Genomic DNA, 22218 nt, shown 5'->3' with positions numbered 1-22218 from the left:
TTTCGCCACCCGGCGGAGACTACTGCTGGTTCGCAGCCAGCAACGCGTCCTTGAGTTGGCGCGCAGCAGCGCGCGGGTCGGCGGCTTCCGTGATCGCCCGGACGACAACAACCCGGCGCGCCCCCGCCGCCAGCACCTCAGGCAAGCGCTCAGCGTCGACTCCACCGATCGCGAACCACGGCAACGTCGGGTGCGCGTCGTAGGTCGAGCTCACGAAGTCGAGCCCAGCGGCCTGACGGCCCGGTTTCGTCGGCGTTGTCCAGATCGGGCCGGTGCAGAAGTAGTCGAGGTTGCCGTCGATCGCGGCGAGGCCAGCTTGGGCGCGATTGTGCGTCGAGCGGCCGATCACCACGTCAGGGCCGAGGATGCGTCGCGCGTACGCGGGCGGCAGGTCGCCCTGGCCGAGGTGCAGGACGTCGGCACCGGCGGCGAGCGCGATGTCGGCGCGGTCGTTCACCGCGAGCAGCGCGCCGTGCCTGCGGGTCGCCGCCTTGATCTCGGCGAGCGCGCCCAGCTCGGCCTTGGCTTCGAGTGGGCCGAATTGCTTTTCCCCGGCCGACCCTTTGTCGCGCAACTGCACGATGTCGACGCCACCGGCCAGCGCGGCATCGACGAATCGGGCGAGGTCGCCCTTCTCCCGACGCGCGTCGGTGCACAGGTAAAGCAACGCGTTCGACAGGCGTTCGCGGGGCGGGACGGCGCGGTTGGGATGGGTCGGCTGCACGTTTGAACCGTAGCCGTCGGCGTGGGTCCGGGGCTAGCGCACGCACTGCCAGGGAACTCGCCTACTACGATTGACCACGGATGGTTGACGAGTAGGGCAGGTGTGGGCAATGCGGACGCTGGCGGTCGTGGGTGGCGGGGCCGTCGGGCTCGCTGTCGCATGGCAGGCCGCTAACGCGGGCTGGAGCGTCACCGTTTTCGATCCGACTCCCGGAAGCGGCGCGTCGTGGGTCGCGGGCGGGATGCTCGCCCCCCTTTCCGAAGGTTGGCCCGGCGAAGAACGCGTGCTCACGTTCGGCGCGGCGGCCCTAGCCGCGTGGCCAGCCTTCGCCGAACAGCTCCGCGCGACCACCGGCGAATCGGTTTTCGTCGCCGAACAGACGATGACCGTCGCGCTCGACAGCGCCGACGTCGCCGATCTGCGCACGGTCGCCGACTGGCTCGGCAGCCTCGGCCACCAAACCGAGCTCCTTGACCGCGCTGGTGTCCGCGCCGCCGAACCCGCACTGGCCCGATCCGTGCGCGCGGGTTTAGTCACCACCGGCGAATCCGCGATCGACAACCGCGTCCTCTTGCGCGCACTCAACAAGGCGTGCGCGCAGGTGGAGATGCGCGCGGAAACCGTTGCCTCCCTTGATAATCTGCCGCACGATCGCGTAGTGCTCGCGGCAGGTGCGCAGTCGGCGCAACTCTGGCCCGACCTTCCCGTGCGACCGGTGAAGGGCGAAATCCTGCGCCTCCGTCATCGCATCGGCGCGCAACCCGCACCCAAGCGCGTCATCCGCGCCCGCGTCCACGGTCGACCCCTCTACTTCGTCCCACGCGACGACGGAATCGTCGTTGGCGCAACACAATACGAGGCGGGTTTCGACACCACCGTCACCGTCGGCGGCGTACGCGACCTCATCGCCGACGCCGAAACGATCTTCGGCGGCGTCGCCGAATACGAATTAGCCGAAGCCGCAGCGGGTTTGCGCCCATCAACCCCCGACAACCTTCCGCTGCTCGGCCCACTCGACGACCGCGTGATCGCGGCAACCGGCCACGGCCGCAACGGGATGCTCTCCCTCGCGCTCACCGCCGAACTCATTCCGCGACTGCTCGAAGGCGATGAGACACCGAATCTCGCCGACCCCCAACGTTTCTCATCCCCGACCGTAGGAGGACGTCAATGACCTCGACCATCCCGATCGGCGTCACCGTCAACGGCGTCGATCACACCTTCCCGGAGCCGCTCAGCGTCCGCGAACTGCTGACGAAGCTCGAATTGCCGTGCCAAGGCGTGGCTTTGGCGGTCGACGGCGCGGTGTTCCCGAAGTCGCGCTGGGACGAACCGGTCGAACGCGGCTGGACCATTGAGGTGCTCACGGCGGTGCAGGGTGGCTAGCCCCGCAGCGCTCATCGAACCCCTTCGCATCGGCGACAAGGAGTTTGGCTCCCGTCTGATCATGGGCACCGGGGGTGCTGACAACCTCGCGGTACTTGAGGAAGCGCTCGTCGCGTCCGGCACCGAACTGACAACGGTCGCGATGCGCCGCGTCGACGCGGTCGGCGGCACCGGTGTGCTCGACCTGCTCAAGCGCCTCGAAATCACGTTGCTGCCCAACACCGCTGGCTGTCGCACGGCGGCCGAAGCCGTCCTCACCGCGCAACTGGCGCGCGAAGCGCTCGAAACCTCCTGGGTGAAGCTCGAAGTCGTCGCCGACGACCGCACGCTTCTGCCCGACCCGATCGAATTGCTCTCGGCCGCAGAACAACTCGTCGACGACGGGTTCACCGTGCTGCCCTACACCACCGACGACCCAATCCTCGCGCGCCGACTCGAAGAGGCAGGCTGTGCCGCCGTCATGCCGCTCGGTTCGCCCATCGGCACCGGCCTCGGCATCGGCAACCCGCACAACATCGAAATGATCGTCGCCGCGGCCAACGTGCCGGTGATCCTCGACGCGGGCATCGGCACCGCGAGCGACGCCGCCCTCGCAATGGAACTCGGCTGCTCGGCCGTGCTGCTCGCGACGGCCGTCACGCGCGCGAAGCAACCACGGCTGATGGCGTCGGCGATGGCGTCGGCCGTCCAAGCCGGCTACCTCGCGCGAAACGCCGGTCGCATCCCCAAGCGCTTTTGGGCGCAGGCCTCTTCACCTGCACGCTAGCGCGCGTCCATCCACCGGCCGCAGATTTGCGGCATGGTGGAGACCATGATTGAACTGAACGGGCTGACGAAGAAATTCGGCCAGACCGCTGCGGTCCAAGATTTGTCGTTCACCGTCCGTCCTGGACAAGTGACCGGCTTCTTGGGGCCCAACGGCGCAGGTAAATCAACGACAATGCGGATGATCCTTGGGCTAGATCGCCCGACAGCGGGCACCGCGACGATCAACGGCAAGCCATACGGCGAACTCGACCGCCCGCTCACGCAAGTCGGCGCGCTGCTCGATGCGAAGTGGGTACACCCGAATCGGTCGGCTCGCGCGCATCTGCGTTGGCTGGCCGCGTCCAACGACATTCCGGCGTCCCGGGTCGACGAGGTCCTTCGGCTCGTCGGCTTGAGCGAGGTCGCTGGCAAGAACGCGGGTGGGTTCTCGCTTGGCATGTCGCAGCGACTCGGTCTCGCCGCCGCGCTGCTCGGCGACCCGAAGGTGCTGCTTTTCGACGAGCCGGTCAACGGCCTCGACCCCGAGGGCATCCTCTGGATTCGTCGCTTCATGCAGGGCCTCGCCGCCGAAGGCAGGACCGTGCTCGTTTCGAGCCACCTCCTTTCGGAAATGGCACAAACCGCCGACCACCTTGTCGTTATCGGTCAGGGCAAGCTCATGTTCGACGGTTCGACGAAGAGCTTCATCGACCGCGCGTCTGAACAGTCGGTGCGCGTCCGCAGCCCGCAACTCGAAACACTTCGCGACTTGCTCACCACTAACGGCATGACCGTGCGCGAGGACAAGACCGATGGCAATCCCGCACTCATCGTCGCAGGTCAGACCAGCGACGCCGTCGGCGAATTGGCAGGAAAGAACTCGCTCACGCTGTATGAATTGGCACCGCAACAGGCTTCGCTCGAAGAGGCGTTCATGCGGATGACCGGCGGCGCTGTGCAGTACCACGGTGCCAACCTCGGCGGCGACGTCAGCGTGCAGAAACCGATGGGAGGCGCGCTCTGATGGGCGTAATGGCTGCGGAACGAATCAAACTCACCTCTACTCGGTCGCCGTGGTGGTCGTCGGCGATCGTCATCGTGCTCGGGCTCGGCCTTGCGATTCTCATCGCGGTCGTCACCAAGGCGGCGTCGGGCGCCGACTCAGGCGAAGTACCTGAGCTCACACCCGACATCGTCGTTTCGGGCGTTTCCGGCTTCGGCGTGCTCGTGCTGATGATCATGGCCGCGCTGACCGTGACCAGCGAATATCGCTTCGGCGTCGTTCGCACGAGTTTCATGGCCGTGCCCAACCGCAGTCTGGTGATCATCGCCAAGGCCGTGCTCGTCGGGGTTTACGCGGCGGTGCTCACGTTCGCGCTCGCGTTGGTCGCGTTCGGGGCCGCCAAGCTCATCGCGGGCGACAGCGCCCCGCTGCTCACCCTCGACGGGAACTGGCGTGCCATCTACGGCATCGCGATTTACGCGCTGTTGTGCGTCGTTCTCGCGATCGGTGTCGGTGTCCTCGTTCGACAATCCGCCGCCGCGATCTCGCTGATCGTGCTGTGGTCGCTCGTCATCGAATCGCTGCTCGGCGCGTTCGGTTCGTTCGGCCGCAACGTGAAGCCATTCCTGCCGTTTCAGAACGCGAATCGGTTCCTGACGCCGGGCGATGTGCCGGGCGAATGGCACTGGGGACCGTGGGGCAGCATCGTGTATTTCGGCGTGTTCGTCGCCATCGTTTTCGGTGTCGCGCTCGTCGTGGTCAACCGACGCGACGCCTGATCGGTCGCGCGCGCGTGCGATACCCTCGCCTGGTGAGTGAAACGCCTTCTGGCGGGCGGAATCCGCGAGCGCGCGATGCGGTCTCGGATGTGGTTATCCCGTTGGAGCCGACAGTGTCCGATGCGATCGCTGATAGTGATCAATCAGTTGACGAGTCAAGTCAGCGGAAGGCGGCTAACCGCGCGGCACGAATCTCCGCGAAACTGCACGCCGCCAATCGGCGCGCCGACATCATCGGCGCGGTACGCAAAGCACGTGCCCAGCTGCCCGGCGACCCTGCCTTCGGCGACCCGCTGTCGGTTTCGGGCCCGGGTGGCGCGCGTGCGGTCGCGCGTGCGGCCGACAAGATTTCCGGCGGTTCGCCAACGGCGGCCCGCGAAATTGGGTTCGGCGCGCTGCAACTGTGGCAACACGCGTTGGAACGCGTTGGGCGTGGTCGCGGGACTGAGCCCGTCACGATCATGTTCACCGACCTTGTTTCGTTCTCAAGCTGGTCGCTTTCGGCCGGTGATGAACGCACGCTCGCGCTGTTGCGGCAGGTCGCCAATGCCATCGAGCCGCCGGTCGCTGAGCAGCGCGGCACGGTCGTCAAGCGGATGGGCGATGGGCTGATGGCCGTTTTCTCGTCGCCCGACCGTGCGGTGGCCGCCGCGATTGCCGCGCGACACAACCTCGCCGACGTTGAGATCGACGGCTACCGCCCGCGCATGCGCGTCGGTTTACACACCGGAACACCACGCGAAATCGGCGGTGACTGGCTGGGCGTCGACGTGAATATCGCGGCTCGCATGATGGAAGCTGGCGGCAAAGGCAAGCTGATGATGTCGAGCGCCACCGCCGATGCGTTGCGCGAAAATACCCTCGCCGACCTGGGCGTGACGGTGAAGCCTTACAAAAAACCGCCGTGGGCGGCACCGCTGAGTGGCGTGCCCGAAGGTACGCGAATCTTCGAAATCGTCACCGATTAGCGCGCTAAGGCATCCACAGCAACGCGCCCGCGACGGCGAGAATCGCGGCAACACCGAGCGCGCCCGAAGCGGGCCGGTTGGTCTTCCAAAACGCGATCGCGCCGCCGATCAAGAAGCCGGCGAGCGCGAAAAGTAGGACGGCGATGGTCATGAATTCATCATGCCCGCTCGATTGCCCCAAATTAACAAGCACGCGTGCTTGCTTTTTTTAGCGGGGAGTGTGATCCTGATTGCACTGTGCATCGCAACGTCTTAGGGAGGCACCGCGCACATGGGCACCCTCAGCGCCAACCCGGATCTCATCCGCATTGGCAACTGTTCCGGGTTCTACGGTGACCGTCGTTCCGCTATGCGGGAGATGCTCGAAGGCGGCGAACTCGATGTCCTCACCGGCGACTATCTAGCCGAACTCACCATGCTCATCCTGGGTCGCGACCGGATGAAAGACCCAAGCCTCGGCTACGCGAAAACCTTTGTGCGCCAGATCGAGGAGTGCCTCGGCCTCGCGCTTGAGCGCAATGTGCAGATCGTCGCGAATGCGGGCGGGCTCAACCCGGCCGGGCTTGCCGAACGGTTGCGCAAGGTGGCCGCTGAGCTTGGGCTTGACGCCAAGATCGCCCACGTTGAAGGCGACGACCTTGTTGGTCGCGCTGGCGAACTTGGGCTGGGTCAGCCGCTTACCGCCAACGCGTACCTCGGTGCGTGGGGCATCGTTGAGTGTTTGAACTCCGGTGCCGACATCGTTGTCACTGGTCGCGTCACCGACGCGTCGGTCATCGTCGGTCCCGCCGCAGCCCATTTCGGTTGGGGCAGAAGCGATTACGACGAGTTGGCTGGCGCTGTCGTCGCGGGTCACGTCATCGAGTGCAGCACCCAGGCCACCGGCGGGAACTTCGCGTTCTTCAAGGAACTTGGCGATCTTGGCCGTCCGGGCTTCCCGATCGCTGAGATCCGTCGCGACGGGTCGAGTGTCATCACTAAGCACGATGGCACCGGCGGCACGGTCACTGTCGATACGGTCGAAGCCCAGCTCATGTACGAGATTCAGAGCGCGCGCTACGCCGGTCCCGACGTCACCACGCGGCTCGACTCCATCCAGGTAAGCCAGGAAGCGCCCGACCGCGTGCTCATCAACGGCGTTGTTGGCGAAGCGCCACCGCCGCAGTTGAAGGTGTCGCTCAATACGCTCGGCGGATTCCGCAACGAGATGGAGTTCATCCTCACCGGGCTCGATATCGACGCCAAAGCGGAGCTGGCCAAACGGCAGCTTGAAGCATGGTTGCCAGTGCGGCCCGCCGAGCTCAGCTGGACGCTCGCGCGCGTCGACCGGCCGGACGCGGAGACCGAAGAGCAGGCCAGCGCGCTGCTGCGCTGTGTGGTGCGTGATCCCGACCCAAATAAGGTTGGCCGCGAATTCTCCAATGTGGCAGTTGAATTGGCTTTGGCCAGCTACCCGGGTGCCACATTCACCTCGCTGCCAGGCAATGGCTCGCCCTACGGCGTGTTCACGCCCGGGTTCGTCGATGCGAATGAAGTGCCGCACGTCGCTGTGCTCGCCGACGGCACGCGGGTCGACATCGCGCCTGCTACCGACACGCTTGAACTGGCTCCCGTCGCCGAACCTCAGCTGCCTGCCAGCCCGGCAATCGGGGAAACCACCCGTGCGCCGCTTGGCTCGATCGTGCTCGCTCGCAGTGGCGACAAGGGCGGCGACGCCAACATCGGCCTGTGGGTACGCACCGACGCGCAGTGGGAGTGGTTGGTCAACACGCTCACCGTCGAGAAGCTCAAGGAACTGCTTCCCGAAACCGCGCCGCTTGAGGTCACGCGGCACGTGTTGCCCAACCTGCGCGCACTCAACTTCATCATTTCGGGCCTGCTTGGCAAGGGCGTCGCCTACCAGGCCAGGTTCGATCCGCAAGCTAAGGGACTCGGCGAATGGCTGCGTTCCCGTCACCTCGATATTCCGACGGAGTTGCTGCCATGACATCGGTATGGGACACCCCTGAACGCCGCGAATTGCGTTCGACTGTGCGGGGTTTCGTTGAGCGCGAGGTACTTCCGCACCTCGATACCTGGGAGCGCGAAGGTGAACTTCCGCGCGAGCTGCATAAGAAGGCGGGCGCGCTCGGTCTGCTCGGCGTCGACTACCCCGAGTCGGCTGGCGGCGAGGGCGGGGACGCGCTCGACTCCGTGATCGTCGGCGAGGAAATCCACCTTGCTGGCGGTTCGGGCGGCCTGTGGGCTTCGCTGTTCACCTGCGGAATCGCGTTGCCGCACATCATCAATTCGGGCAACCAGGCGCAGATCGACGAGTGGGCCAAGCCAACGCTCGCTGGCGACCTCATCGGCTCGCTTGCCATCACCGAGCCCGGTGGCGGTTCCGACGTTGGTCACCTCACCACCACCGCGGTACGCGACGGCGACGATTTCATCATCAACGGTGCGAAGACCTTCATCACCTCAGCTTGTCGCGCGGACTTCGTCGTCACGGCGGTGCGTACCGGTGGCCCGGGCGCGGCTGGCGTCTCGCTCATCATCGTGCCCAAGAACACGCCTGGTTTCACGGTCAGCCGCAAGCTGGAGAAAATGGGCTGGCTTGCTTCGGATACCGCTGAGCTTTCCTACGTCGATGTGCGCGTTCCGGCGACAAACCTTGTCGGCGCGGAGAATTCGGGCTTTGCCCAGATCGCTGCCGCGTTCGTCAGCGAGCGCGTTGGCCTCGCGGTGCAGGCGTATTCGCTCGCTCAGCGCGCACTCGACCTCACCGTCGCGTGGTGCCGCGATCGGCAGACCTTCGGTCGCCCGCTGATCAGTCGCCAGAAGGTCCAGATGACGCTCACCGAAATGGCGCAGCGCATCGACATTTCGCGCACCTACACCCGCTCGCTTGTCGAGCGCTACGCAGCAGGCGATGCCAACCTCATCGCGCAGGTGTGCTTCGCCAAGAACAACGCGGTCGAGACGGCCGAGTGGGTCGCCAACCAGGCCGTTCAGTTGCACGGCGGCATGGGCTACATGCGCGAAGCTGAGGTGGAACGCATCTACCGTGATGTGCGCATCATCGGTATTGGCGGCGGCACCAACGAGATCCTCACCATGCTCGCGTCGAAAGTATTGGGGTACCAGTCGTGACGGCTTTCCGAACCACGCTCGACACCTCGTCGGCGGAATACTCAGCGGCCGCTGAGGCGATGTCGACCAAACTCGCCGAGGTTGAAGTCGAATTCGCCAAGGCCATCGCAGGCGGCGGCCCCGACAAGGTGGCTCGCCATCACAAGCGCGGCAAGCTCACCGCGCGCGAGCGCATCGAACTACTGCTCGACGAGGATTCGCCCTTCCTCGAACTGTGCCCGCTCGCCGCGTGGGGCAGTGACTTCCAGGTAGGCGCGTCGACCATCGCGGGCATCGGCATTGTCGAAGGCGTCGAGTGCATGGTCGTCGCGCCCGACCCCACCGTGCGCGGTGGCGCGTCCAACCCGTGGACCCTGCGCAAGCAGATGCGTATCAACGAGATCATTCGGGAAAACCGTCTGCCGGTTATCTCGCTCGTTGAGTCCGCCGGTGCCGACCTGCCAACGCAGAAAGAGGTCTTCATCCCGGGTGGCGCGATGTTCCGCGACCTCACCCAGGCGTCGGCCGCTGGCATTCCCACCATCTCGCTGGTGTTCGGTAACTCCACTGCCGGTGGCGCGTACATCCCCGGCATGTCCGACTACGTCGTGATGGTCGACGGCGGCGCGAAGGTATTCCTCGCGGGCCCGCCGCTGGTCAAGATGGCAACGGGTGAGGATTCCGACGACGAGACCCTCGGAGGCGCGCAAATGCACGCGCGCACGTCGGGCCTCGCCGACTATCTGGCTGCCGACGAACAAGACGCAATCCGCTTGGGGCGCAACATCGTTCGTCGACTGAACTGGAAGAAGGAGGGGCCTGAGCCCCGCGAGGAAGTCATCTCGCCGCTCTACAACCCCGAAGAACTGCTCGGCATCGTGCCGTCAGACCTCAAGATTCCGTTCGACCCGCGCGAAGTCATCGCCCGCGTTGTCGACGGGTCGGACTTCGACGAGTTCAAGCCGCTGTACGGGTCGAGCCTGGTCACCGGCTGGGCCGAAATCAACGGCTACCCCATCGGCATCCTCGCCAACGCGCGCGGGGTGCTCTTCTCCGAGGAATCGCAGAAGGCAACGCAGTTCATTCAGCTCGCGAACAAGAAGAACACGCCACTGTTGTTCCTGCACAACACCACTGGCTACATGGTCGGCAAGGAGTACGAGCACGGCGGCATCATCAAGCACGGCGCGATGATGATCAACGCGGTCGCCAACTCCAAGGTGCCGCACATTTCGCTGCTTGTCGGCGCTTCCTACGGTGCCGGGCACTACGGCATGTGTGGTCGCGCGTTCAACCCGCGCTTCCTTTTCGCATGGCCGAGCGCGAAGTCGGCCGTGATGGGCGGCGCGCAGCTCGCTGGCGTCATCACGATCGTGCAGCGCGGTGCTGCCGAGTCGAAGGGGCTGCCCTTCGACGAGGAAGGCGCCGCCGGTCTCGCCGCGATGGTCGAGGCGCAGATCGAGGCCGAGGCAATGCCAATGTTCCTGTCCGGCAGGCTCTTTGATGACGGCATCATCGACCCCCGCGACACCCGCACTGTGCTTGGGATGGCTCTCTCGGCCATTCACAACGCACCCGTCAAGGGCGCCGATGGCTTCGGCGTCTTCCGAATGTGAGGCCTGGGAACATGGGAATCTCGAATGTTCTTGTTGCCAACCGTGGCGAGATCGCGCGCCGTGTGTTCGCCACTTGTCGCCGGATGGGCATTGGCACAACGGCCGTGTACTCCGACGCCGACGCGGCATCGCCGCACGTGGCCGAGGCCGACGCCGCTATCCGCCTGCCCGGCAACACGCCTGGCGAGACGTACCTGCGCGGTGAGCTGATCATCGAGGCTGCGCTGTCGGCCGGTGCCGACGCGATTCACCCGGGCTACGGATTCCTTTCGGAGAACGCCGAATTCGCACGCGCGGTGCAAGATGCCGGGCTGGTGTGGATTGGGCCGCCGGTTGCCGCGATCGAGCAGATGGGCTCCAAAGTCGAGTCCAAGAAGATGATGGACGCGGCTGGCGTTCCTGTCCTCGCCGAGCTCGACCCTGCCGAGGTCACCGAAGCGCACCTGCCGGTGCTCATCAAGGCGTCCGCTGGCGGTGGCGGTCGCGGTATGCGCGTTGTCCGCGAACTCGGCGAACTCGCCGACCAGATCGCCGCGGCTCAGCGCGAAGCGGAGTCGGCGTTCGGCGATCCGACAGTGTTCTGCGAGCGGTATCTAGAGACCGGTCGCCACATCGAGGTCCAGGTCATGTCCGACACGTTCGGCACCACCTGGGCGGTCGGTGAGCGTGAATGCTCGATTCAGCGTCGTCACCAGAAGGTCGTTGAAGAGGCACCGTCGCCGCTGGTCGAGAAGCTCGACGGCATGCGCAAGCGGCTCTTCGACGCTGCCCGGCTCGCCGCCGAGGCCATCGGCTACGAAGGCGCTGGCACGGTCGAGTTCCTAGCCGACGAGCAGGGCGAGTTCTTCTTCCTTGAGATGAACACGCGCCTGCAAGTTGAGCACCCGGTCACTGAGCAAACCACCGGACTCGACCTGGTTCGCCTGCAATTGCAGGTGGCGTCGGGGCTGCCGCTGCCCACTGAACAGCCCGCGCAGCGCGGCCACTCGATCGAGGTCCGGCTGTACGCCGAAGACCCCGCCAACGATTGGCAGCCGCAGAGCGGCACCGTCGAACGCATCGACATCCCGTTCACCGCGGGCGAATTCACGGTGCTCGACCAGTCGGGCATTCGTCTCGACACCGGCATTGTCGACGGCTCGGTCGTCGGGGTGCACTACGACCCGATGTTGGCCAAGGTCATCTCTTTCGCCGATTCGCGAGCTGAGGCCGCGCATCTGCTCGCAACCGCGTTGCAGCGCGCCAAGATTCACGGTCTCGTCACCAACCGCGACCTGCTTGTCCGCGTGCTTCGGCACCCGGCCTTCCTCGCTGGCGATACCGATACCGCGTTCTTCGCTACTCACGACCTCGCCGTGCTGTCCGCGCCACTGGTCAGCGAGAGCGACGAGGCGTTGTCGATTGTTGCTGCGGCACTTGCGGATTCGGCTAAGAATCGAGCTGCATCGCGCATTGGTTCGCTCACTCCGAGTGGCTGGCGCAATCTGGCTTCGGCACCGCAGCGTAAGTCGTATGAAAGTCGTACGAGTGGCGTGCACGAGGTCAGCTACCGGTTCACGCGCACTGGCATCGATGTCGCGGGCTACGAAGGGCTGGAACTGATTTCGGTCAGTCCCGACCGTGTCGTGCTTGGTGTGCCGGGGGAGCGCGGCGTTGTTCGTCGCCAGTTCGACGTCGCGCGGTACGGCGACCTCGTCGCGGTCGACTCGCCGCTCGGCCCGGTCTCGGTCCGTCGCCTGCCGCGCTTCACCGACCCGTCAACGCAGGTCGCCGCCGGTTCGCTCCTCGCGCCGATGCCCGGCAGTGTTATTCGGCTCGGTGCCGCCGAGGGCGACCTCGTGCAGCACGGTCAGCCCATCCTGTGGCTTGAGGCGATGAAGATGGAACACACCATCGCCGCGCCTGCCACCGGCATTCTCAGTGCATTGAATGTGACCGTAGGCCAACAGGTTGAGGTCGGGACAGTACTCGCGGTGGTCGAGGAACAGGAGCAGGAGCAGTCATGAGCTTCATCGAAACGGAAGAGCAGAAGGCGCTGCGCGCTGCGGTAGCCGCGCTTGCCGCGAAGTACAACTACCGCGACTACGTCCGCCCGAAGGTGCTCAAGCACGAGCCGCTCACCGAGCTCTGGAACGAAGCGGGCAAGCTCGGCTTCATCGGCGTCAACCTGCCTGAGGAGTACGGCGGCGGTGGCGCTGGCATCTACGAGCTGTCGCTCGTGCTCGAAGAGCTCGCCACCCAGGGCGCTGGCCTGCTGCTGATGGTCGTTTCGCCCGCGATCTGCGGCACGATCATTGCCAAGTACGGCACCGATGAGCAGAAGCAGGAGTGGCTGCCCGGTCTCGCCGACGGCAGCAAGATCATGGCGTTCGGCATCACCGAACCCGACGCTGGCTCGAACTCGCACCAGATCACCACCACCGCTCGCCGCGATGGTGACGACTGGATCCTCAACGGCAACAAGATCTTCATCTCGGGTGTCGACCAAGCCGACGCTGTGCTGATCGTCTCGCGCACCGAAGACAACAAGACGGGCAAGCTCAAGCCCGCGCTGTTCATCGTGCCAACCGACACACCTGGGTTCAACAAGACCGCCCAGGACATGGACTTCTCGGAGCCAGATCGCCAGTTCACGCTGTTCCTCGACGACGTTCGCCTGCCCGCGAACGCGCTTGTCGGTGCCGAAGACGCCGCGCTCGCGCAGCTCTTCGCTGGCCTGAACCCCGAGCGCATCATGGGCTCGGCAATGGGCATCGGCATGGGCCGTTACGCGCTTGATCGTGCGGTTGAGTACGCCAACCAGCGTCAGGTGTGGAAGACACCGATCGGTGCGCACCAGGGCATTTCGCACCCGCTCGCCCAGGTCAAGATCGAACTCGAGCTCGCGCGTCTGATGATGCAGAAGGCCGCGGTGCTCTACGACTCCGGCGACGAGTTCGGCGCGGCGGAGGCGGCCAACATGGCCAAGTACGCCGGTGCCGAAGCGTCGATCAAGGCGCTCGACCAGTCGATTCAGACCCACGGCGGTTCGGGTCTCACGGCCGAGGTCGGCTTGGCCGGCATGCTCGGTGCCGCACGCATCATGCGTGTCGCGCCGGTCAGCCGCGAGATGATCTTGAACTTCGTCGCCCAGCACTCGCTCGGTTTGCCGCGCTCGTACTGATGTTTGGCCGCGCTGCCCAGAGCCTCGATGTCGCGCACATTGCGTGCGCGCATTGGGCCTCGGGCAGCTCGCCAGCGTTTGGCATCGCGCTTGGCGTTGAGGTGTCAAGCCTTCGGCCCTCGTCTCCGCATGCCGCTGGGCTCCGCTCGTGGCATCCAACCGTTTCACCTCTACCTAGGAGAGCATCGTGGAAGAACCCTTCGTCCGGTACGACGTGGCCGACGGATTCGCCACGCTCACCTTCGATTCGCCGCACAACCGAAATGCCTTGTCATCCAAGCTTGTTCGTGAACTTGTCGCGGGTATCAATCAGGCCAATGAAGATCCGGCCGTGCGCGGCATCGTGCTCGCACACACCGGCGACACCTTCTGCGCGGGTGCCGACCTGAAGGAAGCAACGACCGCCGACCCGGCTACCGCCGCCGATCAGCGCACGCGCGTGATGATCGACGTGCTGCGCGGCATCCTTGCCTCCGACAAACCGGTCGTCGCGCACATCGACGGCAACGTCCGCGCGGGCGGCATGGGCATTATCGCGGCCTGCGACCTCGTCGTCGCTGGGCCCAGCAGCAGCTTCGCGCTCACCGAGGTGCGCATCGGCATGGCACCATTCATGATCTCGCTCACCCTGGTACCCCGGCTCAGCCAGCGTGCGGCAAGCCGGTATTTCCTCACCGGCGAGAAGTTCGACGCGGCGACCGCGCAAGAAATCGGCCTTATCACCGTCGCTGCCGACGACGCGGCTGCCGAGGTGAAACGCCTGTGTGGCGAGCTGCGGAAGGGTTCGCCGCAGGGTCTCGCCGAGTCGAAGCGACTCGTCAACGCGCAGTTGCTCGCGACCTTCGATGCCGAAGCTGAGGCGCTGGCGAAGCGGTCGGCGGGCTTCTTCGGCACCCCCGAGGTGATCGAAGGTATGACGGCCTTCTTCCAGAAGCGACTACCGAACTGGGCACAATAGCCGCATGGCTACACCTCACGAACCCAAGCAGGACCGCAGTCGGGTCACCCGACAGCGGTTGCTTGAGGCGACCATCGACTGCCTCGCCGAAACCGGGTGGACCGGGGCGACGGTGTCGACGGTCGCCGAGCGTGCTGGCGTGTCACGGGGTGCGGCGCAGCATCATTTCCCGACCAGGGAAGAGCTGATCGCCGCCGCGCTTGAGTACATGTTCGACAACCGAATGGACATGTCGAAGGCCGAACAGATACTCATCCGTGAGATCCCGCCAGGCGCGGTTCGCACGCACGCGGTGGTGAAGGCGCTCGTTGAGTCGTACACGTCGCCGTTCTTCAAGGCGGCGTTGCAAGTGTGGACGCACGCGACTACCGACCCTGTCCTGCGCGAACGAATTGTGCCGCTGGAAGCGCACTTTGGTCGCATCGCCCACCGCCGCGCGGTCGAGGGACTTGGCGTAGATGATTCCGATCCGGTCGCCCACCACCTGGTCCAAGCCACTCTCGACCTGGCCCGTGGCCTCGGCTTGGCCGACGTCCTCACCGACGACTCAGCCCGCCGCAAGCAGATTATCGACCAGTGGTCAAAGACCTTGCACCTCGCGCTTGAGGGCACGATGCTCGCGAAAAAGGAAGCGCCGCAAGAGGATTAGGCCCGACCTGCGAGGTCAGTCGTGCATCACGAGTCGCGGCGAATGCGCAACACGCTGTCGGACCGCTCGCCGACCTCGCCTTCAGGAGAGACCGCCTCGGCGAAAATCAGCTCAGCCATTTCGACGTGCCAATTCGGCCCGAGCGCGAGCTGTTCGAGTGTCTGGGAAATGCTGGGCAGGTCCATGTCGTGCCGATGCGTTGCCCAGCTCGGCATCCCGAAATGGCTGCCAATCACGAGTCGCCCCGCCACGGCGACTGCCTGCGAAGCACGTCGCAGAATCTCGGCCCGCTCATTGGGCCGTTCGTTGGGCGAATGCAGGAATTGCGCGCTGACCAGGTCGAAGGTGCCTTCGGGAAAGTCATGCTGAAGGTCGTGTGCCGCCCAAGTGATGTCGAGTCCGGCGGCGCGCGTTTTGCCACGCTCAATCGCGGTCGGCGACACGTCAACCGCCGTCACTTTCCAGCCGCGTTCGGCGAGCCAAATCGCGTCGCCGCCCTCGCCGCAGCCCAGGTCAAGCGCGGTGCCGGGCGTGAGATCGCTGACTTCGCGCACCAGTAGCGCGTTGGGATTTCCGGTCCAAATCTGCGGACGATCGCGGTAGAACTCTTCCCAGAATTCCTCGCCGTACTTTGTCGCCGTGTGGGTGTCGTTGTGCTCGTGATTCATGAAACAAGAATGTGCGAATAGGTCAAATGTGCGCCAGATTCTTTGCTGAATCGGCAAAATGTGAACTGCCGACCAAGATCGCTCCACTCGCCGGTAATATCCCCGGCGTGACTCGCGCGACCCGACCCACTGACCAGCAGGGCCGCCGCGTCGACGCCCGATCCGAGCGTTGGCGAGAACATCGAGTCCAGGTTCGCACCGAGTTCATCGACGCGGCGTTTCGCGCGCTCGACGCGCTTGGCCCCGATGTGAGCATGGGCGACATCGCCAAAGAAGCGGGCGCGGCCAAACCCAAGCTCTACCGCCATTTCGCCGACAAGGCCGACCTCTACAACGCGATTGTCGACCGCGTGCGAGAAGTGTTGTGGGAGCGCATGCTTGGTGGCGTCGACCTCACTAACGACACCTTGAGCGAACTCATTCATCGCGGCGTCGCCGAGTACGTCGCCGAAATCACCAGCCACCCCAACGTTTTTCGCTTCATCCTGCACAGCCATTTCAGCCAGCAGGCACGCGAATCCGAACGCGCACTCGAAACCGCGCGCCAAACCGCCCGCACCGCGGCGGAATTGTTGAGCGCGATGTTGTCGCCGGGTTCGGTCGACGTGATGGGCATCGAATTGGTGAACTATTCGATTTTCGGCGCGGTCGCATCGGCAACGGACTGGTGGTTAGGCGCGAATGTGGGCGCGTCGTCGCCGATGGAACTCGACCGTTTCGTCGATTACCTAACCGAAAGCATTTCCGCCTTGGCGGTAGCGCATTCGCGCTTTAACGGCATCGCAATAGACCTAACCCAGCCCTTGTCTGCGGCTTTCACCGAGACCGCACAGGACTAAACCGCCACCGGTGGCGACATCAGCATGGGGAAGCTCAGCCAGTCCCGCGCCCGTCCTTACGCGGCCGAACCGCCACCGCAGGCTGACATCAACTCCGGCTGGCCGGGCCACATCGTGCGCGTCTCAGCGGACCCCAACTATCGCGGGTGGCATCAGCGGGCGGACGCGCTGCCCTGCCGCACCCGGTCAGGATTCAAGTCGCCACAATGGCGACACCGGGCCGTGGCAAGCGCCCAGGTCGCACGGCGCCGACTGCAGGGTTCACCCGCCACGGGTGGCATCAGCGAGCGGACGCGCTGCCCTGCCGCACCCGGTCAGGGTTCGAGTCGCCACAACGGCGACACCGGCCGTGGCCAGCGCCCTGGTCGTACGGCGCCGGCAGCAGGGTTCACCCGCCACGGGTGGCATCAGCGACAGGCCAGATGCGCGTCGCATTCCCCGTGCTCGTCCGCAGCGATGCGGTCGAGTCGCCACAACGGTGACATCGGGCCACACCCGACGTCCGCGGTCGTACGGCGCCGCCAACCATTCGCTAGTGCGCGTAACTGGCAGTGGGAATCGCAGGAGGGCAAATCCGCCGCGGGTGGCATCAGCAGCGGGCTGACGTGCTGCTCGCTGCACCCCGGTCAGGATTCAAGTCGCCACAACGGCGACACCGGGCCATGCCCAGCGCCCAGGTCGTACGACGCCGCCAAGCAGCGGTACGTCCACTCCTTCGCGAACGCAACCGCATCCGGCACCGTGTAGCCATTGGCCAGCGCGCACACGATTGCCGCCGCGAGGGTGTCGCCGCCGCCGTGGTCGTTGCCGGTCGCGATGCGAGGGGCGTCGAATTCGGTGAACGTGTCGCCGTCGAAAAGCAGGTCAACGCTGCGGTCTGACGAGCGCAAATGTCCACCCTTCACGATCGCCCACTGCGCGCCAAGCTTGTGTAGGGCTTGCGCGGCCTGACGCGCGGTCGCGTCATCGACCACCTCGATGCCGGTGATCAGCCGGACCTCGTCGAGGTTGGGGGTCACGACAGTCGCGAGCGGAATGAGCGTGTTGCGCACGGCGTCGAGTGCGGATTCGTGCAGCAGCGGGTCGCCGTGCATCGACGCCGCGACCGGGTCAACGACCAGCGGAACGCTCCCATTTCGCCCGATCCCCACTTCCGCGCACACGTCCGCGACGGCTTCGATGATGGCTGTCGACGCGAGCATGCCTGTCTTCGCCGCGCCAATCCCGATGTCGCTCACCACAACTCGCACCTGGTCGGCGACGATGCTCGGCGGAATCTCGTGAAACCCGCTCACGCCAACCGAGTTCTGCACGGTCACCGCCGCAACCGCGACGCACGCGTGCACGCCGCACAGCGCCATCGTGCGCGAATCGGCTTGAATGCCCGCGCCGCCGCCGGAATCGGTGCCCGCGATGGTGAGCGCGCGGACGGGGGTTGTGCCGTTGGGGGCGAGCGGAAGCAGATTCACGCCTTCACCCTAAAGCCTGACGCACCCGCTTTCTCTCTAGCAAATGAAAACCATTATCATTAACTCGTGACCGCTAATCGCATCCCCGTGACCGTCCTTTCCGGCTTCCTCGGCGCGGGCAAAACCACCCTGCTCAACCACCTGCTCGCCAACCGCGAAGGGCGTCGGATCGCGGTGATCGTCAACGACATGAGCGAGGTCAACATCGACGCCGCGCTCATCGCGGGTCAGGGCCACCTCGACCGCACCGAGGAAAAACTCGTCGAACTCACCAACGGTTGCATCTGCTGCACGCTGCGCGAAGACCTCATCGAGGCCGTCGCCCGCCTCGCGCGCGACGGCCGCTTCGACCAACTCGTCATCGAATCGACCGGCATCTCCGAACCAATGCCCGTCGCGGCGACCTTCGATTGGGAATTCGAGGACGGGTTCAGCCTTGGCGACATCGCCAAGCTCGACACGATGGTCACGGTCGTTGACGCGTCGACGTTCCTCGCGGAACTGGTGCGCGGCGAAGCGCTGGCTGCGCGGAATCTTGAAGCGGGCGAGGGGGATTCGCGCACTATCGCCGACCTGCTCGTCGACCAAGTCGAATTCGCGGACGTAATCCTGATTTCCAAAGCTGATCTCGTGAGCGCGAATGCGGCGGCGACCGTCGAAGCGACAGTGCGTCGCCTCAACTCCCGCGCCCACATCGTGCGGGCTGAGCGCGGGAAAATCGCGCTCGACGAGGTGCTCAGCACCGGCCGCTATAACCCGATCGTCGCCGCCGAATCCGACGGTTGGGCCGAGGAGCTCGCGGGCGGCCACACGCCCGAAACCGAGGAATACGGCATCAGCAGCATCACCTACACCGCCGACCGCCCGTTCCACCCACAGCGCCTCTTCGACGCCCTCGCGCAAATGCGAGGAGTGCTGCGCAGCAAGGGCTTCTGCTGGCTCGCGACCCGGCCCGACCTCGCCGCGATCTGGTCGCAAGCCGGCCCCAACCTCACCTTCGAACCGGGCGCATGGTGGGCGGAACTTGAACTGCCCGCTGGCCAGGAAATCGTATTCATCGGCGTCCACCTCGACGGCCCTCGCGTACGCCGCGCACTAGACGCGGCCTTGCTCACCGAAACCGAATTCGCCGACCCCACCGGTTGGCACACCCTCCCCGACCCCATCCCCACCTGGGGCCCCGCACACGAACATCTCTGATTGGGCGACCGCAATGCTGGGCACACCCGACCCGGTGCTCACCGGAGTTCCGGCGCGCGAACGCCCTGTGCGGCGATCGCGACGCGGGGGATGGCCGACCTATCCCGACTTGGTGCGCGGCGCGCGAACACCTCCGATCGGCGATCGCAACGTGGGCCTGCCAGCGCGCGAACACTTCTGGTTGGCGACCCCAACGCGGCCGTGCCAGATTCGGTGTCGGCCCGGGTTCGGTGCGTGAACACCTCTAATTGGCGATCGCGGCGCGGGGTTCCCGGCCGGTGCTGACCTGGGCTCCGGTGCGGGAACATTTCTGGTTCGCGATCGCAACGCGGGGAGCGCCGACCCCGCGTCGACCTGGATCCTGGCGCGCGAACACTTCTGGTTGGCGACCCCAACGCGGCCGTGTCAGACGGTGCCGGCCCGGGTTCGGTGCGTGAACACCTCTAATTGGCGATCGCGACACGGGGTCCCCGACCGGCGCTGACCTGGGCTCCGGTGCGGGAACATTTCTGGTTCGCGATCGCAACGCGGGGCGCGCCGACCGGCGCTGCGACCTGGATCCTGGCGCGCGAACACGTCTGATCGGCGATCACAACGCGAGCGTTCCCGACCCTGTGCTGACCTGGGCTCGGGAGCGGACACCCCTGATCGGCGATCGCAACGCGGCCGTGCCAGATTCGGCGCCGACCCGGGTTCGGTGCGTGAACATCTCTAATTGGCGATCGCAACGCGGGGCGCGCCGACCCCGCGTTGACCTGGGTCCGATCGCGCGAACATCTCTGATTGGCAACAAGAACACGCGGATCTGCTTGTACTGGTGAATGATTCGACAGGGAACGATCGCGACCCACGCACCGATGAGGGGAGCGTGGGCCGCGATCGGACCTCTACAGCTTCGCGAAGAACTGGCGGATGTCGCCGACGAGCACGTCGGGCGCCTCGTGCGCGGCGTAGTGGCCAGCCGCGTCGTTCGCGCCACCCTCGCCCGTCGAGGTGTCGTAGGAATTCCAGCTCACGATGTTGCTGTGGTCGCGGTCGGCGAAGCGGCGGATCGACTGGAAATCGCCAGCGAACATCGCGAGGGCGGTCGGCACCGTGGTCGGCTCGGTCGGGTGCTCGGTGGCGTGGGCGTCTTCGTAGTAGAAGCGCAGCGACGAACCCGACGTCCCGGTGAGCCAGTACAACGCCACATTCGCGACAACAAACCGCGCGTCAACCGACTCACCAAACAGCTGCGCGTTCCACCCGAGCAGGCCGACGGGGCTGTCGGCGAGCGCGTAGGCGAGGGTCTGCGGCTGCTGACTGTGCAGGGTGTTGAACGCCATCTTGTTCTCGTGGAACCACTGCAGGTGCTGCAACGCGGCCATGTCGGCTTCGGAGAGGCCTTCGAATTCGCTCGGGTCGCCCGACGGGAACGAGAACAGTTGGGTGACGTGCACGCCGATCACGTTGTCGGGAGCGATCCGGCCGACCTCGGGCGACACCATCGACCCGCCGTCGTTGCCGATCGCGCCATAGCGCTCGTAGCCCAGCCGCGACATCAACTCCACCCACGCGCGGGCCGTGCGGTAGCGGTTCCAGCCGGTCGAGCGGGTTGGGCCCGAGAATCCGAAGCCCGGGAGCGACGGGATCACGACGTGAAACGCCGGTTCGGTGGCGTTTTCCGGCTCGGTGAGCGCAGCGATCACGTCGACGTATTCCAGGATCGAACCCGGCCAGCCGTGGGTGAGGATCACCGGCGTCGCATCTTCCCGCGACGAGCGGACGTGCAGGAAGTGGATGTCCTCGCCGTCCACTTCGGTGGTGAACTGCGGGTAGGCATTGAGCTCGGATTCGAGCGCGCGCCAATCGAATTCGTTGATCCAGTAGTTGGTCAGCTGCTGAATTCGACTCACCGGAACGCCATACGCATCGCCGACGCCGGGCAGTTCTTCGGGGAAGTGGGCGTTGCGCAGGCGGGCGGCGAGGTCGTCGAGCTTGGTCTGCGGGATGTCGATGACGAAGGGGGTGATGGCGGCGGTCATGATCGCTCCTTGTTTGAAACGGAATGTTTCGTTCTGTTTAGACCTTAACAGAACAGAGCATTCCGTTTCAAGTGGTAAACTCGGATTCATGTCAGAAACACAAACTCGCAGGTTGCCGGGTCGCAAAGCGCAAGCGGCGCGCAACGACGGGCTCATCCTCGACGCCGCTCGCACGGTTTTCCTCGCTGATCCGGGCGCACCGATCGCCGCCGTCGCCGAGCGGGCTGGCGTCGGGATCAGCGCGCTGTACCGGCGTTACCCGAGCAAGGAGGTGCTGTTGCGCACGCTCTGCCACGAGGGGTTGCGGCGTTTCAACACCGAAGCTGATGCGGCACTGGAGGATTCGGACGGCTGGCGCGGATTCGTTGGGTTTTTGCAGCGGGTTGTCGCGGCGGACGTGCACTCGTTGACAGTGAAGTTGGCGGGCACGTTCACGCCTAGCGACGAGATGTGGCCGGATGTGCGCCACTCGGGGGAGGCGGTTTCCGAGCTTGTGGGCCGCGCGCATTCGGCGGGCAAGCTGCGCCCCGATTTCACGGCGCAGGACGTGGGTTTAGTACTGGAGTCGTGCGCGGCGATCGCAACGCCCGACCCGGTGCGCACCGCCGAGCTGCGGGCCCGGATGTTGGCGGTTTTGGTCGATGGGATGAGCGTTGAGGGGGATTTGCCGGGCCCACCGCCTGCTGAAGGAGAGTTCGCTTTTCGCTGGCAGCGGTAGGTGCTGTTAAGGCGGGATCGTGGGTGTTGCGGCCACCGATGGGCTGTCGCGCGGACCCACAGCGCGGGCGGGCCCGTGGCAGGCAGTCGACGTGACCGCGACCCGACTGCTGGGGCCGTGCGCGTCCCGATATGGCATAAACGTGCGCGTTCAAGCCCGAAGGGGCAAGTTTCGGAGTCGGGCCCGCGAACGT

The 22218-nt window shown here is 65.4% G+C and carries 21 protein-coding genes; 16 read left to right on the top strand and 5 right to left on the bottom strand.

Annotated elements, in window-relative coordinates; genetic code table 11:
- Positions 1–19: 19 nt before the first annotated feature.
- The gene (gene thiE, locus IEX78_RS12360) at positions 20–724 is read right to left on the bottom strand and encodes a thiamine phosphate synthase (protein WP_188829039.1); all 705 of its coding nucleotides are present in this window, start codon (positions 722–724) and stop codon (positions 20–22) included.
- 109 nt (positions 725–833) lie between these two features.
- Here thiE and thiO point away from each other — a divergent pair, with 109 nt between their 5' ends.
- The 6 genes from thiO (at position 834) to IEX78_RS12330 (ending at position 5607) form a co-directional block, all read left to right on the top strand.
- The gene (gene thiO / locus IEX78_RS12355) at positions 834–1898 is read left to right on the top strand and encodes a glycine oxidase ThiO (protein ID WP_188829038.1); all 1065 of its coding nucleotides are present in this window, start codon (positions 834–836) and stop codon (positions 1896–1898) included.
- A complete protein-coding gene (gene thiS, locus IEX78_RS12350) occupies positions 1895–2110 on the top strand; it encodes a sulfur carrier protein ThiS (protein ID WP_188829037.1) in 216 nt (71 codons plus the stop codon). The genes thiO and thiS overlap by 4 nt, the downstream gene beginning before the upstream one ends.
- Positions 2103–2876 (top strand): thiazole synthase, encoded by a 774-nt coding sequence (locus IEX78_RS12345; RefSeq protein ID WP_308426536.1) that lies wholly within the window; start codon positions 2103–2105, stop codon positions 2874–2876. The genes thiS and IEX78_RS12345 overlap by 8 nt, the downstream gene beginning before the upstream one ends.
- Positions 2877–2921: 45 nt before the next feature.
- The gene (locus IEX78_RS12340) at positions 2922–3881 is read left to right on the top strand and encodes an ABC transporter ATP-binding protein (protein ID WP_188829036.1); all 960 of its coding nucleotides are present in this window, start codon (positions 2922–2924) and stop codon (positions 3879–3881) included.
- Complete coding sequence (locus IEX78_RS12335) at positions 3881–4639, top strand: ABC transporter permease (protein ID WP_188829035.1); 759 nt, start codon at positions 3881–3883, stop codon at positions 4637–4639. Before IEX78_RS12340 ends, IEX78_RS12335 begins: the two co-directional genes overlap by 1 nt.
- Before the next feature lie 125 nt (positions 4640–4764).
- Positions 4765–5607, top strand: a complete 843-nt coding sequence (locus tag IEX78_RS12330) for an adenylate/guanylate cyclase domain-containing protein (protein ID WP_188829547.1) — start codon at positions 4765–4767, stop codon at positions 5605–5607.
- 4 nt (positions 5608–5611) lie between these two features.
- Here the strand turns inward: IEX78_RS12330 and IEX78_RS12325 are convergent, their stop codons facing one another.
- The gene (locus IEX78_RS12325; protein ID WP_188829034.1) at positions 5612–5758 is read right to left on the bottom strand and encodes a CG2302 family histidine operon protein; all 147 of its coding nucleotides are present in this window, start codon (positions 5756–5758) and stop codon (positions 5612–5614) included.
- A gap of 120 nt (positions 5759–5878) precedes the next feature.
- Here IEX78_RS12325 and IEX78_RS12320 point away from each other — a divergent pair, with 120 nt between their 5' ends.
- The 7 genes from IEX78_RS12320 (at position 5879) to IEX78_RS12290 (ending at position 15107) form a co-directional block, all read left to right on the top strand.
- Positions 5879–7594 carry an acyclic terpene utilization AtuA family protein gene (locus tag IEX78_RS12320; protein WP_188829033.1) on the top strand — a complete coding sequence of 572 codons (1716 nt, stop codon included), beginning with the start codon at positions 5879–5881 and terminating at the stop codon, positions 7592–7594.
- Positions 7591–8742 (top strand): acyl-CoA dehydrogenase family protein, encoded by a 1152-nt coding sequence (locus IEX78_RS12315; protein WP_188829032.1) that lies wholly within the window; start codon positions 7591–7593, stop codon positions 8740–8742. The genes IEX78_RS12320 and IEX78_RS12315 overlap by 4 nt, the downstream gene beginning before the upstream one ends.
- Positions 8739–10337 (top strand): acyl-CoA carboxylase subunit beta, encoded by a 1599-nt coding sequence (locus IEX78_RS12310; RefSeq protein WP_188829031.1) that lies wholly within the window; start codon positions 8739–8741, stop codon positions 10335–10337. The genes IEX78_RS12315 and IEX78_RS12310 overlap by 4 nt, the downstream gene beginning before the upstream one ends.
- Positions 10338–10348: 11 nt before the next feature.
- Positions 10349–12343, top strand: a complete 1995-nt coding sequence (locus IEX78_RS12305) for an ATP-binding protein (protein WP_188829030.1) — start codon at positions 10349–10351, stop codon at positions 12341–12343.
- Positions 12340–13500 carry an acyl-CoA dehydrogenase family protein gene (locus IEX78_RS12300; protein ID WP_188829029.1) on the top strand — a complete coding sequence of 387 codons (1161 nt, stop codon included), beginning with the start codon at positions 12340–12342 and terminating at the stop codon, positions 13498–13500. The genes IEX78_RS12305 and IEX78_RS12300 overlap by 4 nt, the downstream gene beginning before the upstream one ends.
- Positions 13501–13687: 187 nt before the next feature.
- Positions 13688–14458, top strand: a complete 771-nt coding sequence (locus IEX78_RS12295) for an enoyl-CoA hydratase family protein (RefSeq protein ID WP_188829028.1) — start codon at positions 13688–13690, stop codon at positions 14456–14458.
- Between the two features lie 4 nt (positions 14459–14462).
- On the top strand, positions 14463–15107 hold the full coding sequence (locus IEX78_RS12290) for a TetR/AcrR family transcriptional regulator (protein ID WP_188829027.1): 645 nt from the start codon (positions 14463–14465) through the stop codon (positions 15105–15107).
- A 26-nt stretch (positions 15108–15133) separates the two neighbouring features.
- Here the strand turns inward: IEX78_RS12290 and IEX78_RS12285 are convergent, their stop codons facing one another.
- Positions 15134–15775, bottom strand: coding sequence for a class I SAM-dependent methyltransferase (locus IEX78_RS12285; protein ID WP_188829026.1), 642 nt, complete (start codon positions 15773–15775; stop codon positions 15134–15136).
- A 107-nt stretch (positions 15776–15882) separates the two neighbouring features.
- Here IEX78_RS12285 and IEX78_RS12280 point away from each other — a divergent pair, with 107 nt between their 5' ends.
- Complete coding sequence (locus IEX78_RS12280) at positions 15883–16614, top strand: TetR/AcrR family transcriptional regulator (RefSeq protein ID WP_229683906.1); 732 nt, start codon at positions 15883–15885, stop codon at positions 16612–16614.
- Between the two features lie 626 nt (positions 16615–17240).
- Here the strand turns inward: IEX78_RS12280 and thiD are convergent.
- On the bottom strand, positions 17241–18083 hold the full coding sequence (thiD, locus tag IEX78_RS12275; protein ID WP_188829024.1) for a bifunctional hydroxymethylpyrimidine kinase/phosphomethylpyrimidine kinase: 843 nt from the start codon (positions 18081–18083) through the stop codon (positions 17241–17243).
- Between the two features lie 66 nt (positions 18084–18149).
- On the opposite strand from thiD, the gene IEX78_RS12270 reads away from it, so the two are divergent.
- Positions 18150–19283 (top strand): GTP-binding protein, encoded by a 1134-nt coding sequence (locus tag IEX78_RS12270; protein ID WP_229683905.1) that lies wholly within the window; start codon positions 18150–18152, stop codon positions 19281–19283.
- An 887-nt stretch (positions 19284–20170) separates the two neighbouring features.
- Here IEX78_RS12270 and IEX78_RS12265 read toward each other — a convergent pair.
- On the bottom strand, positions 20171–21307 hold the full coding sequence (locus tag IEX78_RS12265; RefSeq protein WP_188829023.1) for an epoxide hydrolase family protein: 1137 nt from the start codon (positions 21305–21307) through the stop codon (positions 20171–20173).
- Between the two features lie 88 nt (positions 21308–21395).
- Between IEX78_RS12265 and IEX78_RS12260 the strand changes: the two genes are divergently transcribed.
- Positions 21396–22025, top strand: a complete 630-nt coding sequence (locus IEX78_RS12260; RefSeq protein WP_188829022.1) for a TetR/AcrR family transcriptional regulator — start codon at positions 21396–21398, stop codon at positions 22023–22025.
- The last annotated feature ends 193 nt before the right edge of the window (positions 22026–22218 follow it).

It is taken from the genome of Nocardia camponoti (assembly GCF_014646135.1).
Classification (GTDB): Bacteria; Actinomycetota; Actinomycetes; order Mycobacteriales; family Mycobacteriaceae; genus Nocardia; species Nocardia camponoti.
This window is presented reverse-complemented; position numbering and strand designations above follow the sequence as displayed.